Source organism: Empedobacter sp. UBA7620 (assembly GCF_002484185.1).
Taxonomy (GTDB): domain Bacteria; phylum Bacteroidota; class Bacteroidia; order Flavobacteriales; family Weeksellaceae; genus Empedobacter; species Empedobacter falsenii_C.
Genome location: NZ_DLJI01000039.1, coordinates 82,627 through 101,071 on the forward strand (window position 1 = coordinate 82,627; position 18,445 = coordinate 101,071).

Consider the following 18,445-nt stretch of genomic DNA (forward strand, 5'->3'; position numbering starts at 1 on the left):
TTTTTCCTCCGAAAACATTTTCTATTAATTTGTTAGCAATGGCAGGTTTCCTGACTTATTCTTTTTACAAAAAGTATGTTAGAATTTACAGTTGCGGGGACAGTTTTGGAATTGAACCAAATTCCCTTTTAACTCACTCGTTGAGCACCATTTTATGCAAATGTAAAGAAAAGCAATTGATTTTATAAAAAGTAGATTGTTAAATCGTTAACCTTAAATTAAGATCAGATTTATTTTATTTGTACAATATTCAAAATCATTATATCTAGTGATTTTTAAGAAAGATGGACAAATTAAATTTGTAACCAACAAAAACAATTATTTAGTTAAACTTTAAAAATTATGGAAAACAATCAACCGTACAAATCAGAGAAAAAACTTATTGCCGGAATTTTAGCGATAGTATTAGGAACTTTAGGAGTTCACAAATTTTATTTAGGCTACACTAAAGAAGGTGTTATTCAATTAATTATTGGTCTTGTGACATGTGGAGCAGGAGGACTTATTGGATTAATCGAAGGAATTATGTATTTAACAAAATCTGATGAAGAGTTTGATGAAACTTATGTAAAAGGTCACAAAGGCTGGTTCTAAAATAGAGATTACATTCTTTTTTAAATATTTTTCGATCCCAAAATAATCTAAAGTTATTTTGGGATTTTTTTATTGAATGAATTCGTTTTAAATAATTCGCAAGTTTTTTATTACATTTGCTTTAGGAAAAAATATAATAAAGAACGAAATCGCATAAAATGGCTATAAAAACATTTAGAGAAGTAATCGCAGAGGCAATGAGTGAAGAAATGCGTCGCGATGAATCTATATTTTTAATTGGAGAAGAAGTAGCAGAATACAACGGAGCGTACAAAGCTTCGAAAGGAATGTTAGACGAATTTGGAGCAGAACGTGTAATTGATGCGCCAATCGCAGAGGCTGGTTTTTCTGGAATCGCAATTGGATCTACAATGACGGGATGTCGCCCAATCGTAGAATACATGACATTCAACTTCTCATTAGTGTCTATTGACCAAATTATCAATAACGCTGCAAAAATTTATCAAATGTCAGGAGGACAATTCAACTGTCCAATTGTATTTAGAGGACCTACTGCTTCTGCAGGACAATTAGGTGCAACACACTCACAAGCTTTTGAGAATTGGTATGCAAATGTACCAGGTCTTAAAGTAATTGTTCCTTCAAATCCTTATGATGCAAAAGGTTTATTAAAATCTGCAATTCGTGATAACGATCCAGTAATTTTCATGGAATCTGAACAGATGTATGGAGATAAAATGGAAATGCCAGATGAAGAATACACAATCGAAATTGGTAAAGCAGAAATCAAACGTGAAGGTACAGATGTAACGTTAGTTTCTTTCGGGAAAATCATTAAGCAAGCTTACATTGCTGCTGATGAATTAGCTAAAGAAGGAATTTCTGTAGAAGTAATCGACTTACGTACAGTTCGTCCATTAGATTACGATACAATTTTCAAATCTGTTAAGAAAACAAATCGTTTAGTAGTTTTAGAAGAAGCTTGGCCTTTCGCTTCAGTTGCTTCAGAAATTACGTATATGGTTCAACAAAAAGCATTCGATTATTTAGATGCACCAATCAAACGTATCACAACAAAAGATACATCAGCGCCTTATGCTCCAAACTTGTATGAGACTTGGATTCCTAATGCAAAAGATGTAGTTGAAGCTGTAAAAGCTGTGATGTATAAATAATTAAGATTTATAAACTATATTTGTAAAGTCTAGCATACATTTTGCTAGGCTTTATTTTTTTAAACAGATCTTATTGATGAAAAGTTATATAACATCTTTTTTTATAGTTGTTCTAGCGTCTGTGCACGCGCAAGTAAAAATTCAAGGAAAGGTCATCGATTCTGAAACTCAGAAGCCTATTCCTTACGCAGATATTCGTTTACCAGAACTTAAAGTAAGTGCAACATCAAACTCTGATGGTACTTTTTATATCGAATCTAGTTCGAATGCAAATAAAATTGTCGTATCAAAAAATGGATACGAAACTTCTGATTATGTAATCGAAAATAAAATTGATTATAATTTTATTGCTCAATTATTTTTAGCAGAAGATAATACTTCCGAAGAAGATGATGGAACAGTAGATTTACAAACTGCGGTTGTTTCGGCAAAGAAAAAACGTCTTAAAAAGAAAGAAAATCCAGCTTATGCTATTTTGCGTGAAGTATGGAAGCGTAAAAAGAAAAATGGGCTAAAATTAGCGCCACATTACCAATATGATGAATACGAAAAGTTGCAATTTGATATTAGTAATATTGATTCAACTTTTATGAAACGTAAGATTTTTAAAGGAATGGAGTTTGTTTTCGAGAAAGTAGATACTTCTTCTATCAACGGAAAAACATATTTACCAGCTTTCTTGAATGAGTCAATTTACAATATTGCGGGAATTAATAAACCTTCAACAAAAGAGCGTCGAGAATTAATTGCGAATAAAACATCAGGTTTCGAGAAAAATGAAGTGGTAGCTTCTACGGTAAAAAATCTTTTCCGTGATATTGATATTTATGATAATCGTGTCAATATTTTAGACATTAAATTTGTGAGTCCAATTGCTACAGATGGTTTCGCTGTTTATGATTATGAATTGAAAGATACAGTTGATGTAGATGGAATAGAATCTTATCGAATCAAATATTATCCGCGTCGCGAAGGAGAATTGACATTTAAAGGAGAATTATATATCTCGAAAGATGCCTATGCGGTAAAAGAAGTTGTGATGGAGACAACGAAAGAAATGAATGTGAATTTTGTGCGTAATATTTTCATGAATTTAGAATATGATATTCCAAACGATTCTATTTTCTATCCGAAAAAAGAATACGCGATGTTGGATATGTCGTTGTTGAGTAAAAAGGAAAGTGCGAAAGGAATTTTTGCGCATAAAACGGTGAATTATTACAATTACGATTTCGATACAACACATCCCGAAGCTTTTTATTACGAGAAATTAGATCCAGCAAAAGCTGCGCTTAACGAAAAAGATAATCAGTTTTGGGCAGAAAATCGTCCTGAAGCTTTAACAAAAGATCAAGAAGGGATTTACGAAACATTAGAACAATTAAATAAAGTACCAAAATTCAATAATATTGTGAAAGCAATCGAGATTTTTGGTTCTGGATATTACAATGTCGGAAATGCAATTGATATCGGGAATTTATATTCGTCTTTTGGATACAACCAAATCGAAGGTTTCCGTTTGAGAGCTGGAGCTCGTACATATTTTTCGCAAAATGATATGTGGCGTGCGCAAGGTTTCTTGGCATATGGTTTTCGAGATGAAAAATTCAAATATGGAGCAGATTTTCGTTATATGTTCAATAAATATAATCGTTTTCAAGTCGGTATCGGAACAAAACGTGATGTAGAACAATTGGCTGCAACGTTAACGGCTTCTGACGGAATTATGACGCGTAGTTTTGCTTCGTCATCAATCATCAATCAAGGAGATAATACATTTTTGAGTAATAATAATTTGACAAATGTGTATGCATCGATTGAACCTTGGAAAAATGTAACATTTCGTGTTGATGGAAATTATCAATTAATCAAACCAGCAGATGCAGAACATTTCTCGATTGGATATGAAAAAAATGGTCAGATTAAAGAAACTTTAACAAATTCAAGTGTAAGTGTTTCGGTAATTGCTCGTCCAGGTGCAAAATATTCGCAATATGGAATTGATCGTTACGAAATGACAACACTTGCTCCAACATTAATGTTGCGTTATACAAAAGGATTGAAAGGTGTAATTAATTCAGATTTTGAATATGATAAATTACAATTTTTATATACACAACCAATTTTGATTGGATCTTTTGGTAAATCATTGGTAACTGTAGAAGCAGGAAAAACATTTCAAGGTGTTCCTTTATCATTAATGAGTGCGTTACCTGGAAATGAGAGTTACGGACAAGTTTATGGTACATTTTCACAATTAGATTATTATGAATTTGTAACAGATGAATATGTAACGATGAACTGGGAACATCATTTTAACGGTTGGATTTTGAATAAAGTTCCGTTAATCAAAAAATTAAAATTAAGAGAAGTAGGATTCTTGAGAGCGGCTTACGGAGACATTTCGGAGAAAAGTAAAGCTATTAATCGTTCGACGATACAATATTTTGCACCAAATCAACAAATATACTACGAATACGGGTTTGGAATCGAAAACATTGGTTTTGGAAACATTAGACCAATACGTGTTGATTTTAATTGGCGCGGAAATTATAATAATTTGCCAGATGTTCGTAAATTTGGCATCACAATCGGTTTAGATTGGAATTTTTAGAAAATAAATAATAAAAAAAAGAATATTACAATGACTTTTGATGCAATCATCGAAATCCCAAGAGGATCTCGCAACAAATACGAAATGGATCACGAAACAGGAAGAATTCGTTTTGATCGTGTTTTATACTCTCCAATGTTCTACCCAGCTGATTATGGTTTCGTAGAAAATACATTAGGATTAGACGGAGATCCAATTGACGTATTAGTTTTCTTAACAGAACCTACTGTTCCTGGATGTGTAATCGAAGTAAAAACAATCGGTGTTCTTAAAATGTCTGATGACAAAGGACAAGATGAAAAATTAATTTGTGTACCAGTTGCTGATCCAACATGGAACCAATTAGAAAACATCACTGATATGAATCCTCACACATTGAAAGAAGTTGAGCACTTTTTCAGAGTTTATAAAGACTTAGAAAATAAAACAACAACAATTGAAGGGTACGGTGATAAAGCAGAAGCAGAACAATTATTGCAAGATGCAAGAGAGCGTTTCGTACCAGCTCACTAAGAAATAATTTACAATTTCATATAAATAGTCCTCATTTTTTGAGGACTATTTTTTTTGAAATCGTTTTAACACTATTCTCTTTGTATATTAATTTTTAGTTATTAATTTCAATATTAATTAATACTTAGTGAAATTATGAAGAAAAAACTTACGCTTTCCTTAGCATTGCTAGGGCAGATAATTTTTGCCCAATATGCAACACCAAACGATGGAAAAACATATCGAATAGCAGATCTTGATGCTTTAACAGATCAAATAACATTCGATCAAGAATCAAATAGTTATTTATTGACAAATGATTTAACAATTTCAGCAAACGATATTTTCTTATCTGATACTGATTATAAATTGATTATTACAGATGGAAAATTAATTACGGTAGCAGGAAAAATTGAAATCAATGCTCCTAAAGAAGTTTTGTTTACTTCCGATAATCCAGGAACAACATATTTCAAAGGAATTAGATTAGAAGAAGGTGCTATTTCCAACTTTAATAATTTTAAAATGTTTTATGGAGGAGGAATTCGTTCTTTAAATGAATCCTTTACAATGAATAATTCAGAAGTTTCTTATCAAAATGCAGGTGCTGCAACTGGTGGCGCGATTAATTTTTCAAGAGGAAATCCAGTAATTAAGAATTCTGTTTTTAAACACAATATTACACCTGTGGTAGGTTCTGGAGCGAATCAGTCAGTGGCTTTAATTTTCGAAAATAATTATTTAGAAGATAATAATAAAGAAAACTCTAATCGTCCGCAAATTAATATGGGACCAAGTGGAGAAAATCAAACAACAATTATTAAAAATAATACAATTATAGGAAATAGAGCAAATACACGTGTTGGTGGAATTTCTGTTTCTAGTTTATTGAGTGTGGTTAGTTTTGCTCAAATAGAACATAATACGATAAAAGACAATCGTTATGGAATTACAATTACAGGCGTTACTGCGGGAGGAAATATTATTGGAAACATTATAGAAAATAATAATACTGAAAATCTACCAAATTTAGGAGGTAGTGGAATTTCTATTTCTCAAACAGCAACAACACCGCAAACATCTGTAACAATAAAAGGAAATACAATAAAAGGAAACCTTTGGGGAATTACAATTATCGGTAACGGAACCAATATAGATATGACCAATGGATACAATGTTTTCGAAAACAATGGAAATACAGGTGCAGATTATGCATTGTATAATAATTCTGCAAATAATATAAAGGCGCAAGGTAATTGCTGGGATCCTATTCTAACAGATGAAAGAGTAGAAAATGTTATTTTTCATAAACCAGATAATTCTGCATTAGGCTTAGTGGATTATTCAAATTATGCTTGTCTTTTAAGTACAAATGAAGTGAAATTAGATAAATTAAAGCTTTATCCAAATCCTAATAATGGAACATTTATAGTTGATACAAAAGAAAAATCTCCTTATCAAATTTTAGATATTAATGGACGAACGTTAAAACAAGGTGATTTAAAAATAGGTCAAAATTCTATTCAAACAAATTTACCAAAAGGTATTTATCTTATAAGAACAAACCAAACAACTTCTAAAGTTGTTGTAAAGTAACAATTTTTAATAGATAGTTTTATGAAGGATATTATTTAAAATAATATCCTTCAATTTTATATTCTATAATCATAAAAAAATATAATTTTTTCCTCCCATTCTATCAACTATTTCCAAAAACATTTTTAAGTTTATAGAAATACTCACACATGAAATCGAAATTTTTATTAACACTAGGTTTAATCTCTACAACCATGAGTTTATCTGCTCAAACTAATCAACAAGTTTTAGAGTTGATTAACAAAGAAGTACAACAAAATTCTGAAGCTTATCAACAATTAAAAAAAGCAACCGAAACAATTGGACATCGCGCTACAGGAACAGAAAATGGACGAATAGCAGAAGAATATGCAGCAAATTTGTTACGTTCGTATGGTTATGATGTGTCTTTTCAAGAGTTTACATTTAGCGGTTGGAATCGTAAAAGTTTAGATTTAAAAATCAATAATCAATCTATAAAAGCCGTTGCTTTGGCGCATTCGCCAGCAAATGTTAGTCTTTCGGGAGAATTGATTGATTTGGGAAATGGACTTGAAGAAGATTACAAAAAGATTGGTGATAAAGTAAAAGGAAAGATTGTTTTTGCTGCGCTTGGTTTGTTGGAAGGAACGCCAAAAGAAATCGAAAATCTACATCGTTCAGAAAAAACAGCTTTAGCAGAGAAGTACGGAGCGAAAGGAATTATTTTGTTTAATCGTCCTGCTGGAGGAATTCTATTGACAGGAACGGCTTCTGTAACGGGAGAAATTATTAAAATTCCTGCAATTAACATCAGTTTAGAAGATGGATTGAAAATCAAAGAAAATCTATCAAAAGGAAAAGAAATTGCTAAAATCGAAATGAAAAATGATGTTGGACAGATGAAAGGTCGCAACATTATTGCAAAGAAAATCGGTTCTAAATTTCCAAATGAAAAAATAGTTCTTGGAGGGCATTTAGATAGTTGGGATTTAGCTACAGGAGCTATTGATAACGGTGTTGGAAGTTTTTCTGTAATGGATATTGCAAGAACGTATAAAAAGTTAAATCTTCAAAATGATCGAACAATAGAATTTGTTTTATTTATGGGCGAAGAAGTTGGTTTGATAGGTTCTAAATATTACGTCAATCAAGCGCTGAAAGATGGTTCTATCAATCAAATCAAAGCAATGTCGAATATGGATATGACAACAAATCCAAAGTCGTATTATTCGACAATGGAAAGTAATTTGCCTATTTTAACTGATTATGCGTATGATGTGCAAAAAGTGATTCCAGATTTTAAATTGAAAACATTTGCGAGTGTAGATTTACATTCAGATCATCAACCGTTTATGTTGCAAGGTGTGCCTATTATTGGGCTTTCGGATAGTCAATTTACAAAAGGAGCGTTAAATTGTTACCACGCAAATTGCGATACATTTGATTATGTAGAAGAAATTGGTTTGAAAAATAATGTGATTTTGGAAACCTATTTGTTGTATCGTTTGAGTAATTTGAAAGAAATTCCTTCAAAACGTTGGAACGAACAAGAAATTAAGGAAGCCTTAATCAAAGGAAATTTAGAAACTCCACTTCGTATTTCGGGCGATTGGAGATGGTAATATCAAAAAAATCCTTCAGAAATTCTGAAGGATTTTTTATTTATTTCTTTTTCAATTTTACGGTGAAATGTCTTAAAATTTCAGATTCCCACGAAATTTCATAACCTGAATTAATCTCATTTCGTCGATCAAAAATATTTTTCAACGCAACCGCGATATAATCCATATGACTTTGGAAATAAGTTCTTCTTGGAATTGCCAAACGCAGTAATTCTAATTTTGGATAACGATTTTCTCTCGTTTCAGGATCACGATCTGCCAAAATAGTTCCGATTTCTACACCACGAATTCCAGCTTCTTTGTACAATTCAATTCCCAAAGTTTGTGCAGGAAATTCTTCGCGCGTTACATTTGGTAAAAACTTTACAGCATCAACAAAGATGGCGTGTCCACCGATTGGTTGCTGAATTGGAATTCCAAATTCAATTAATTTATTCCCTAAATATTCAATTTGTTTGATACGTGATTGTAAATAAGAATATTCTGTCGATTCTTGCAAACCTTGTGCTAACGCAGCTAAATCGCGTCCAGCTAAACCGCCATAGCTTAAATATCCTTCGTATATAATTCCGAAATTCCCACAAATTTTATATAGCTCTTCATTATTCAGTGCAATAAATCCACCAATATTTACCAAACCATCTTTTTTCGCAGACATCGTCATTCCATCTCCATAAGAAAACATTTCTAAAACAATTTCTTTAATCGTTTTCGTTTTAAATTCTTCTTCTCTTTCTTTGATGAAATAAGCATTTTCAGCAAAACGAGCGCCATCAAAAAAGACTGGAATTCCATATTGATTAGACAATTCACGAACTTGACGAATATTTTCGATTGATACAGGTTGACCGCCAGAAGAATTACATGTAACAGTGATTAATGTAAATGGAATTTGTTCTTTTCCGTATTCTTTGTAGACATTTTCTAACTTTTGCAAATCGATATTTCCTTTGAAAGGATGAATCAATTCGCTGTCAAAAGCCTCATCAATAGTACAATCAATGGCGTGAGCTTTTCTAAATTCAATATGACCTTTTGTTGTATCAAAATGCGAGTTCCCAGGAACAACATGACCTTCTTTTACAAGAGCTGAAAACAATACATTTTCCGCTGCACGACCTTGATGCGTAGGTAAAAGAAACTCAAATCCAGTAATGGTATTGATGGTTTCTTTCAGTTTTAAGAAAGATTGAGAACCAGCATAGCTTTCGTCTCCAGTCATCATTGCAGACCACTGTTTGTCTGACATTGCTCCAGTTCCCGAATCAGTTAATAAATCAATAAATACTTTGTGGCTTTCTAGGTTAAATAGGTTGTAATCTTTTTCTTCGATCCACTTTTCGCGTTCTTCTCGAGTAGATTGATAAATTTCTTCGACCATTTTTATGCGAAATGGTTCGGCAAAAGGTAATTCCATTTTTCTTGTGTTTAATGTAAAACTAAGAAACCTTTAGAATATTATCAATTATTAATTGAAAATCATAAAAAAATCCTCTATCAAAAAGATAAAGGATTAAAAATTTTCTATAGCTCGTGTTAGTCAATAACAGGAACTGGTCGTTTGTTTTCGTTAATTGCAACTAATGTAAACGTTCCAGAAATCGCTTTATCACGTCCGTCACGATACATACTTTCGATAAAAACATCAATTTGTACATCCAAACTTGAGCGTCCTACACGTACTACTTTTCCTACCATTTCTACGATAGTTCCTGCAGGAATTGAATGTTTAAAATCAATTTTGTCACTACTTACTGTAACAATAGGTTTGCGACAAAAACGAGTTGCTGTCATAAAAGCAATTTCATCCATCAAATACATTACTGATCCTCCAAACATTGTGTTGTGGTGGTTTGTATCTCCAGGAAAAACAGCTTTGAAAATACGAGTTTCAGAATTGATGATACGTTGTTCAATCAACTCTTCTCTTGGTGTTTTTTCCACTTCCATTATCATATATTTACACGTTACTTTTCTTAATTAATTTTTGAGTTGATAATGTTTTTTTGTGGTGGTTTGATGATTTCATAGAACATAATTTTTACTTTTTTCGCGAAAGTTTTTGGTTAATTATTAACTCAATTTAGTGGCATTCTGACTTGTCAAAAATATTGATTTACAGTTGCGCGACAGTTCGTGATTTGCACACGATTCCCCATTAAGTTGAGCACGAATTTGATGCAAATATAAATTAGAAAAATGAAAATTTGCAGATTTATTGTGCCGAATTCGTTGGTTTGGAATAATTCGTGTAAATTCATTTTTCCGAATTTTTAATGAAGTAAGAAATAAGAATGAAAATAAAACCAATCAAAGATTTAGTTCATAATCTATCAGAATGGAATGAATTAATTTCTCAAACCAAAGATTTAACCGATAAAGTAGTTCAAGATGTTAATTTTTTGCGTCAAGAAATTAATTGGGAAGAGTATAATTTATGCAATACATCTTTTTTGGGTTGTAAGTTTAAACAACATGAAGCAATCTATTTAATAGAAAAAGGAGCATTCGTTTATCCAAAATTTGAATCAGTTCCCTATAATCCATATCGTGGAAAATTGTATACTTGGCAAGAGTTGATGGAAGGTTATGATCCGGATAATGACCAAAGTATAGATCTTAAAATTTATAAACATTTCAAAAAACATAAATATAATCCGTCTGTTTCAGAAGCTTTGGCGCAACGTTTACACGATTTGTCTATTGATGATGGTTTGCGTCGAATTTTGGAATATGACGATAATGGAATGACGAAGAAAAAAGTGGTTGGCTTTATGGGTGGACATTCTACTGCGCGCAATTCGGAGTTTTATAATGAAACCGCAAAAGCGGCGAAATTAGCTACTGAAAAAGGTTATTTTGTTGTTTCTGGTGGAGGTCCTGGAATTATGGAAGCCGCTAATTTAGGAGCTTATATGGCAAATTATTCGGATGAAGATTTGATGAATGCGATTAATATTTTGGCTGATTTAGATTTTATTGATGAAGATAAAACTGAATATTTGGCGAAGAATTTTATGACGAATGCTAAAAAAGTTTTAGAAATCTATCCAAATGGAGCAGAAAGTTTAGCAATTCCAACATGGTTTTATGGTCACGAACCGAGTAATTTATTTGCAACGAATATTGCGAAATATTTTTCTAATAGTATTCGAGAAGATATGTTGCTAACAATTAGTTTGTTCGGGTTGGTTTATGCGCCTGGAAGTGCTGGAACAACACAAGAAATTTTTCAGGAAGCAGCGCAAAATCATTATGGAACTTCAGGATATTATAGTCCAATGATTTTTTTGAGTAAGAAAAGATATGTAGAAGATACGGCGATTTATTCGGTTTTGCATCAATTAGCAATAGGAAAAGCATATAAGGAGTTACTATTTTTAACAGATAGTGCTGATTTAGCAATCGATTTTATCGAAAATCATCCACCAATTAAAGTTAATTAAAAAATAATTTAAAATATTTAAAATCGCGTAAATCACTTTATTATAGTAATTTATGTGGTTTTTATTTGTTTTTTGTCCGAATAAAATAAAATAATTTCGAATAATGTTTGGTATTTTAAATAATGAACGTATATTTGCAGTCCAATAACGCGAGATGGAGCAGTAGGTAGCTCGTCGGGCTCATAACCCGAAGGTCACAGGTTCGAGTCCTGTTCTCGCTACTAAATCGCGAGGTGGAGCAGTAGGTAGCTCGTCGGGCTCATAACCCGAAGGTCATCGGTTCGAGTCCGGTCCTCGCTACTACAAAGAGAGTTTCTAACAAGAAGCTCTCTTTTTTTATGTCTTTAACTGAAAATTAAGATTGGATAAACTATTTTTGCATCATGAATTTAGAAGAATACAAAAAACAATATAAATCAGATCAAGCAGTTGGTGCAATAGCGATCGAAAATCGCTTAAGAGAGGTCTATGGGACTTTAGAGCCTCGTTTTTATTCGCCACAAGTGATGTCTTTTCAAGGAGGAGATGATCCAATTGATGGCGTTGCGGTTTTTGATGTCAATGGTTATTATCATTTGGTGAGTTACGGAATGTCGCATTTATACTATTCTGAGGAAAGTGTAGGAGCGGATTTTAGTAAATGGGGATTTGAGTTTTCTTTCCGTGTGAAACCTGTTAAAGATGATAATGGTGAAGATCCTTTTTGGGTGGTTCAATTAATGAATAATTTGGGACGTTTTGTGAATGAAACAAAAGTTTGGTTTGATGAATACCAATTTTTGCCTTTAGGCGGTCCAATTCGTACAGATTCGGAAACGGACATTGTTGGTTTGGCTTTTATCAAGGATGATGATTTAGATGAAATTGATACGCCGCATGGAAAAGTTACATTTATACAAATGATTGGTTTGAATTCGGAACAATTGAAAAGATTGGAAGATAATTCAACCAAAGAAGAAATAATGTCAGTGATAGCTGAAATAAAGTCAGTTAATCCAAAATTTGTGTGTGAATTATAGTAGAATTTCTAAAATAAAACATATTTGCGTTAACCTATTTCTTAAATTATGTTAAATGTAAAAAACAGATTGTCAGTATTTTAAACTTGGTATTTGTTTTGATTATATCTAAATGTTAGTAGCACTAACAGTAGAATAAATTTTTCATAGGTTAGGTTAATAATTAGTAAAGCTAATTATGAAGCACTTCTTCGGAAGTGCTTTTTTTAGTATATTTAAGAAGAAAAAATAAAGATGTTTAAAAATTTATTCAACCGAAATAAAAATCAATCAAATAACAAAGAAGAATCAAAAACAATGACTTTCGAAGAAATTATTAATTCAGATAAACCAGTTTTGTTAGATTTTTTTGCAACTTGGTGTGGTCCTTGTCAAATGATGGGTCCAGTTTTGCAACAAGTGAAAGAAGAATTGGGAGATGATGTCAAAATCCTAAAAGTGGATGTTGATAAATATCAAGATTTAGCTGCACGATATCAAGTGCAAGGAGTTCCGACTTTTGCCATTTTCAAAAATGGTGAATTATTATGGAAACAAAGTGGAGCACGACCAAAAGAACAATTGGTTACAGAAATCAAAAAATATATTTAAAAATAGGTTTGCTTTGCAACCAAAGTCGATTAAAAAATCCGCTCATTGAGCGGATTTTTTGTTTCTTCTTATAAAGAATTTTTCTTTTTATTTTCTTTTACAATTCGATAAGCGATGTAAAGGAAGATCAACCAAACTGGAATTAATTCCACTGAAATTTTAAGTCCTGTAAACCACATAATTACTAAAATTCCAAATAAGAAAATTAGACAAATGTAATTACTGATAGGATACAAGAAAGATGGAAATAATGTTTTTGTGTTCTCTAAATTCTTTTGTTTTCTGTATTTAAGATGTGTTATCGAAATCATAATCCAGTTAATTACTAACGAAGAAACCACTAAAGACATCAATACATGGAAGGCGTTTTCTGGAATTATTTTATTAATCAAAATACAAATTGCAGCGAAAAAAGATGAAACTAAAATCGCCATAACAGGCACGTGATTTTTGTTTAATTTTTTCAAGAATTTAGGTGCATTTCCTTGCTCTGCCAAACCATACAACATTCTACTATTACTGTAAACAGAGCTGTTGTAAACTGATAAAGCCGCTGTCAAAACGATAATATTTAGTGCGTTTGCAATTAATTTTGAAAAATCAATCGTGTTACCAAAAATATTTAGTTTCAAATGATTCAAATTCTCAAAAACCATCACAAAAGGACTACTTTTATCCGTGATCGTTTCCCAAGGCGCCAACGAAAATAAGATAATTAATGCTCCAACATAGAAGATTAAAATTCTATAAATTACTTGATTGGTTGCTTTTGGAATTGTTTTTTCTGGATTTTTAGCTTCAGCAGCTGTGATTCCAATCAATTCTAAACCTCCAAAAGAGAACATAATAAGAGCCATTGCGGCAAATAATCCGCTAAAACCACCTTCACTATTACCAGATAACCAACCTTTAGGGAAAAAACCTCCATTGTTCCAAAGGTTTTGTATTGTTGCTTGTTCACCTCCAGTTCCGCTTATTAACAGATAAGCTCCAAAAATAATCATTGCAATAATCGCAATTACTTTGATGATAGAAAACCAAAATTCAGCTTCACCAAACATTTTTACAGATCCTAAATTCAATGCATTAATTATAATAAAAAAGAACAAACTTGAAGCCCATAATGGGATTTCTGGCCACCAAAATTGTACATAAATTCCGATTGCAGTCAACTCAGACATACTTACCAAAACATAAAGAATCCAATAATTCCAACCAGAAGCAAATCCAGCAAAAGATCCCCAATATTTATATGCAAAATGACTAAAACTTCCTGAAACAGGTTCGTTTACAACCATTTCTCCTAATTGACGCATGATGAAGAAGGCTATGATTCCTGCAATTGCATAACCTAAAATAACAGATGGTCCAGCTAAAACAGCAGCGGGTCCAATTCCTAAAAACAAACCAGTTCCAATCGCGCCACCTAAAGCAATCAATTGAATATGTCGGTTTGTAAGACCTCTTTGCAATTCTTTTTCCTCGGTATTTTTTATTTGACTCACGTGTGATGTATTAATTTGTTAAATATATGTAAAAACTATTTTTAAAAAGAACAATTTGAAGAATTGTCTTGTTTGAATTAATATTAAGAAAATGATTTGTAACGCTTTTTTATTCATGTTAAATCATCTAAAACTTGAAAAAATATTCAATAAAATTTCTAATTTTATAAAAATCAACCTTATGAAAAAACTACTTTTTACTTTTCTATTGACTCTATTTACCTCTGTTCAACTTTTTGCAGATGGTCCTTTTTTATATTCTTTGCCTTTTGGTTCGAGGGCTTATCTTGATGATACGATTTTAGAAAAAACGAAAGAAAAAGGAATTGATTATTCTACTTTCGAAAAATATTTGTTGGATAATAATATCGAATTAGGTAAGAAAGTTGGACTTCTTTCTGAACTCGAAGTTTATTTTGTGTTGAATGATAATCAAAAATCATATTTTGTTGACTATAAAGAGAAATTTAAAAAATCTGTTGGAAAGAAATTTGGAACGAAAACTCCACTTAACGAACGATTTTTAATTGCGTTGATGGATGATTGCGATACAGAATCTCCTAAAGTAGAAGTATATCAAAAATTTGTTGATGAAAATCCACAAAGTAAAACGATGCAATTTGTGAATGTTTTTGCTTATAATTTTAATCTTATTTGGGATATTGATAAAAAAGATTATTCTTCTATGAATGATTTTAAAGAGAAATACCAAGATAATTGTTTGCAAAATTTTGAGAGTTTCAACAATGATACTTCTGCCGATATTTTTTCTGAACTTGAGGAGATAATTACGTTAGGTTATAATTGCGATTATGCTTTGAAATATCTTGCTCCAGCAAATAATCGATTGGATGTTTTGAATCAAAAAACAGAATTTATTTTAAATAAAATTGCAAATGCAGAACCAATTCCAAGAATGGTTGTAACGCAAAATGCTTCTCAAATTGGATTGTCGGCTTATGAATGGTTGGGCGAGGAAATGAAGTTAATTTCTAGCTTGAAAATTTCGGATGAAGAGAAAACTCTTGTGAATTATTTTGCCGTAAATGAAACATACAATTATATCAATCATGTCAACAATCTATATGTTTTATTTGAAGCGATTCAGAAAACGCCTTCACAATTAGCGAAATCTGCGAATAATAAATCTGTTGAAAAAATTGCTGCAAAAGATGATTGGAAGAAAATAAATCAATTGTATGATGTATTGAAAAAGAATTTTCAAAAAGACAATGAAATAGCTGTAGGTTCTAGCTCAAATCTTGATGATTTGCGTAATTTGATTTATTATTTGTATCTCAATCCAAAAGAATTGTCAAAAGTTTATCAAAACTAATTATAACCGAAATATTAAATTTTTTCAAAGACTTAAATTCGTAAATGTTGTAGATTTTATTTTAAATTTATCTTCTAAATAACAAAAAAATGAAATCAATTTATTTTCTTGGATTGGGAGCTTTAGGAGCAAAATATGCAGCGAGTTTTTATGAATATAATCCAGAAATTGTAAGTGTAATTGTAGATGAGGAGCGAAAAAATCGATACGAAAAATCGCAAATTTTTGTGAATGATAAAGCGTATGATTTTAATTATGTCACAAAAATCGAGGAGAATAATTATCCAGATTATATATTTTTAGTCGTTAAAAGTTCGCATTTACAGCAAGCGATAGAAGATATGAGGCCTTTTGTTGGTGAAAACACAATGATTGTAAGTTTGATGAACGGAATTTCTTCTGAACGTGTTTTGGCAGATCATTTTGGATGGGATCGTGTGGTGAATGCAGTTGCATATATGGATGCTGTAAAAGTTGATAATCGCGTGACGTTTTCGAGTATAGGAAAAATTATTTTTGGGAAAATGGATTCAATTAATCATGATAAATTAGTCGATTTACATGAATTGATGAATGTTGCTGAAATTCCAAATCAATTATCGGATGATATTCAGAAAGCGCAGTGGGCGAAATATTTGGTAAATGTTGTCGGAAATCAATTGACATTTTTGTTGGAGTTTCCATATGGACAATTTCGTACCAATCAACATCTCGAGGTTTTAATGGATATGATTTCTAATGAAGTTCTTGCAGTTGGGAATGCACATGGAGTTGCAATTGGTCAAGAAGAAGTGGATCGAATGAAATCTACAATGAAAATTGTGGATGAGTTTGGTAAAACTTCGATGTTACAAGATCGCGAAGCAAAAAGATATTCGGAAGTGGATGAATTTGCAGGCGAAATTATCAGTTTAGGAAAACAATATAATATTCCGACACCTTACAATGAATTCATTTATAATATGGTAAAATCAATTGAAGAAACATATTAAGAAATAGTCATAAAGTCATTCAAGTTTGGATGACTTTTTTATTTGAAATCGATTGCTTTTGGATAAGCAACTTTCTGAATAATATAAATCGATAACATAAAAAATATACTCATAATTAATGTTGCAACAGGTAAATATTTTATCGAGTCAGAAGGTAAAATCATTGGTAAAATAACCATTGCAAAAGCAGGAGGTAAGCGTAAATCTGTTAATTTCAAAATAAACATTACGATAATCAAATCGATCAAGCCAATGATTAACCAATTATCAAGATAATGCATCGTCAAACAACCAGCCATTGTAGCCATAAACATTACAAGAATACGTTTTAGACGTACAGTTAATTTTAATGTTGGGTTATTTAAAGATTCAAAAGAAATTACGATAATAGGAGGAATAGCAGAGAAGTGTGCAAAACCGCTAAAATAACAAGCTGCAAACCAAACTACACATAATCCGATTAACCATCTGTTATGGCTTGTATAAATCATTGGAATCGCATTTTCAGTTGGTTTTAGTTTGAATATTTTTATTGATAGAAAAAGTAACAAGACAAATAGAAATATCGCATATAGAAATACAAAAGATTCTGCATTTGTAACAATTGGTAATAATCCCGTAGCTAATGCTGGTGCAAGTTGACTTTTAAAAATTTTCAAGACAATTAACATCGCAACTAATACCAATGCTAATTTGAGTGATAATATAATTGGTAAAAAATTAATTCCAAATCCTAAAATAGCAGTTATGGATGGAAGTAAAAAAATATGAAATGGTCGTTGTAGCCATTTATTTTCTCGAAACGTTAAAATTCCGACAGATAATGCAGCAACTTCTGGTAAAATAATTTCTTTATCATCATAAATCATTGCCGCTCCAATCATGATTAAAATAAATAGAAAAGCAACGGAGTATGAGATAAAAGATTCTTTATTACCTAAGATAGATTTCATGAAATAAATGTATAAAAAAAACCTTTGCAAATATACAAAGGTTTTTGTCGGGGTGGCAGGATTCGAACCTGCGACCTCCTGCTCCCAAAGCAGGCGCGATGACCGGGCTACGCTACACCCCGATTCGGTCATTCAAAAAAAATGCGGAGAGACAGGGACTCGAACCCTGGCATCGGTTTCCCGATGACAGATTAGCAATCTGCTCCATTACCGCTCTGGCACCTCTCCTGGTTTTTAATAAAACGTGTGATCCAGTCAGGATTCGAACCTGAGACCTACTGCTTAGAAGGCAGTTGCTCTATCCAGCTGAGCTACTGGACCGATCCAAAAATTCATTGAATTTTGTCGGGGTGGCAGGATTCGAACCTGCGACCTCCTGCTCCCAAAGCAGGCGCGATGACCGGGCTACGCTACACCCCGATTCGGTCATTCTTTACGATAAATCTTTCTATTTTCGGATGAAAATTTTGTCGGGGTGGCAGGATTCGAACCTGCGACCTCCTGCTCCCAAAGCAGGCGCGATGACCGGGCTACGCTACACCCCGATAGATTTCATTATCGTGGGTGCAAATGTAAGGTGATTTTTGA

At 32.1% G+C, this 18,445-nt stretch carries 15 protein-coding genes, 7 tRNA genes and 2 riboswitches; of the genes, 13 read left to right on the forward strand and 9 right to left on the reverse strand.

The annotated features are described in order from the left end of the window. Nucleotides 1-23: 23 nt before the first annotated feature. A riboswitch (cobalamin riboswitch) is annotated at nucleotides 24-167 on the reverse strand. A gap of 175 nt (nucleotides 168-342) precedes the next feature. From B2217_RS09750 to B2217_RS09775, 6 genes are all read left to right on the forward strand, one after another. Further along, on the forward strand, nucleotides 343-594 hold the full coding sequence (locus tag B2217_RS09750; protein ID WP_125349960.1) for a TM2 domain-containing protein: 252 nt from the start codon (nucleotides 343-345) through the stop codon (nucleotides 592-594). 158 nt (nucleotides 595-752) lie between these two features. Continuing rightward, nucleotides 753-1,730: a pyruvate dehydrogenase complex E1 component subunit beta gene (locus B2217_RS09755; RefSeq protein WP_114998120.1), complete on the forward strand. Its 978-nt coding sequence runs from the start codon at nucleotides 753-755 to the stop codon at nucleotides 1,728-1,730. A 76-nt stretch (nucleotides 1,731-1,806) separates the two neighbouring features. Further along, nucleotides 1,807-4,344 (forward strand): DUF5686 family protein, encoded by a 2,538-nt coding sequence (locus B2217_RS09760; protein ID WP_180905737.1) that lies wholly within the window; start codon nucleotides 1,807-1,809, stop codon nucleotides 4,342-4,344. Between the two features lie 30 nt (nucleotides 4,345-4,374). Then, complete coding sequence (locus B2217_RS09765) at nucleotides 4,375-4,857, forward strand: inorganic diphosphatase (RefSeq protein WP_038336778.1); 483 nt, start codon at nucleotides 4,375-4,377, stop codon at nucleotides 4,855-4,857. A gap of 135 nt (nucleotides 4,858-4,992) precedes the next feature. Continuing rightward, nucleotides 4,993-6,432: a T9SS type A sorting domain-containing protein gene (locus B2217_RS09770; RefSeq protein ID WP_180905738.1), complete on the forward strand. Its 1,440-nt coding sequence runs from the start codon at nucleotides 4,993-4,995 to the stop codon at nucleotides 6,430-6,432. Nucleotides 6,433-6,581: 149 nt separating this feature from the next. Beyond that, entirely contained in the window at nucleotides 6,582-8,015 is a 1,434-nt protein-coding gene (locus tag B2217_RS09775; RefSeq protein ID WP_244957999.1) for a M28 family peptidase, read from the forward strand. A 40-nt stretch (nucleotides 8,016-8,055) separates the two neighbouring features. On the opposite strand, the gene B2217_RS09780 is transcribed toward B2217_RS09775, so the two are convergent. Both B2217_RS09780 and B2217_RS09785 read right to left on the reverse strand, forming a co-directional pair. Next, on the reverse strand, nucleotides 8,056-9,432 hold the full coding sequence (locus B2217_RS09780; protein ID WP_180905739.1) for a tryptophanase: 1,377 nt from the start codon (nucleotides 9,430-9,432) through the stop codon (nucleotides 8,056-8,058). A 119-nt stretch (nucleotides 9,433-9,551) separates the two neighbouring features. Further along, nucleotides 9,552-9,965: an acyl-CoA thioesterase gene (locus B2217_RS09785; protein ID WP_114998110.1), complete on the reverse strand. Its 414-nt coding sequence runs from the start codon at nucleotides 9,963-9,965 to the stop codon at nucleotides 9,552-9,554. A gap of 129 nt (nucleotides 9,966-10,094) precedes the next feature. Next, a riboswitch (adenosylcobalamin-variant (AdoCbl-variant) riboswitch) is annotated at nucleotides 10,095-10,181 on the reverse strand. 128 nt (nucleotides 10,182-10,309) lie between these two features. Here B2217_RS09785 and B2217_RS09790 point away from each other — a divergent pair. The 5 genes from B2217_RS09790 to trxA all read left to right on the forward strand — a co-directional run bounded on the left by B2217_RS09790 (nucleotide 10,310) and on the right by trxA (nucleotide 13,071). After that, nucleotides 10,310-11,461 (forward strand): LOG family protein, encoded by a 1,152-nt coding sequence (locus tag B2217_RS09790; RefSeq protein WP_180905740.1) that lies wholly within the window; start codon nucleotides 10,310-10,312, stop codon nucleotides 11,459-11,461. Nucleotides 11,462-11,609: 148 nt separating this feature from the next. Further along, nucleotides 11,610-11,682: transfer RNA gene (locus B2217_RS09795), tRNA-Met, on the forward strand. Between the two features lie 6 nt (nucleotides 11,683-11,688). Continuing rightward, nucleotides 11,689-11,761: transfer RNA gene (locus B2217_RS09800), tRNA-Met, on the forward strand. Between the two features lie 83 nt (nucleotides 11,762-11,844). After that, nucleotides 11,845-12,480: a suppressor of fused domain protein gene (locus tag B2217_RS09805; RefSeq protein WP_180905741.1), complete on the forward strand. Its 636-nt coding sequence runs from the start codon at nucleotides 11,845-11,847 to the stop codon at nucleotides 12,478-12,480. Nucleotides 12,481-12,714: 234 nt separating this feature from the next. Next, a complete protein-coding gene (gene trxA, locus B2217_RS09810) occupies nucleotides 12,715-13,071 on the forward strand; it encodes a thioredoxin (RefSeq protein ID WP_084106970.1) in 357 nt (118 codons plus the stop codon). Nucleotides 13,072-13,139: 68 nt separating this feature from the next. On the opposite strand, the gene B2217_RS09815 is transcribed toward trxA, so the two are convergent. Further along, entirely contained in the window at nucleotides 13,140-14,567 is a 1,428-nt protein-coding gene (locus B2217_RS09815; RefSeq protein ID WP_180906776.1) for an amino acid permease, read from the reverse strand. 190 nt (nucleotides 14,568-14,757) lie between these two features. Here B2217_RS09815 and B2217_RS09820 point away from each other — a divergent pair, with 190 nt between their 5' ends. Further along, the gene (locus tag B2217_RS09820) at nucleotides 14,758-15,912 is read left to right on the forward strand and encodes a hypothetical protein (RefSeq protein ID WP_291122447.1); all 1,155 of its coding nucleotides are present in this window, start codon (nucleotides 14,758-14,760) and stop codon (nucleotides 15,910-15,912) included. Nucleotides 15,913-16,001: 89 nt separating this feature from the next. Further along, a complete protein-coding gene (locus B2217_RS09825; RefSeq protein WP_180905743.1) occupies nucleotides 16,002-16,904 on the forward strand; it encodes a ketopantoate reductase family protein in 903 nt (300 codons plus the stop codon). A gap of 38 nt (nucleotides 16,905-16,942) precedes the next feature. Here the strand turns inward: B2217_RS09825 and B2217_RS09830 are convergent, their stop codons facing one another. The 6 genes from B2217_RS09830 to B2217_RS09855 all read right to left on the reverse strand — a co-directional run bounded on the left by B2217_RS09830 (nucleotide 16,943) and on the right by B2217_RS09855 (nucleotide 18,402). Continuing rightward, entirely contained in the window at nucleotides 16,943-17,857 is a 915-nt protein-coding gene (locus B2217_RS09830; RefSeq protein WP_180905744.1) for a hypothetical protein, read from the reverse strand. A gap of 47 nt (nucleotides 17,858-17,904) precedes the next feature. Next, a tRNA-Pro gene (locus B2217_RS09835) sits at nucleotides 17,905-17,979 on the reverse strand. Nucleotides 17,980-18,001: 22 nt separating this feature from the next. Continuing rightward, nucleotides 18,002-18,085: transfer RNA gene (locus B2217_RS09840), tRNA-Ser, on the reverse strand. A gap of 19 nt (nucleotides 18,086-18,104) precedes the next feature. Then, nucleotides 18,105-18,178 (reverse strand) — tRNA-Arg (locus B2217_RS09845). Between the two features lie 24 nt (nucleotides 18,179-18,202). After that, nucleotides 18,203-18,277: transfer RNA gene (locus B2217_RS09850), tRNA-Pro, on the reverse strand. Nucleotides 18,278-18,327: 50 nt separating this feature from the next. Next, nucleotides 18,328-18,402 (reverse strand) — tRNA-Pro (locus tag B2217_RS09855). Nucleotides 18,403-18,445 lie beyond the last annotated feature (43 nt).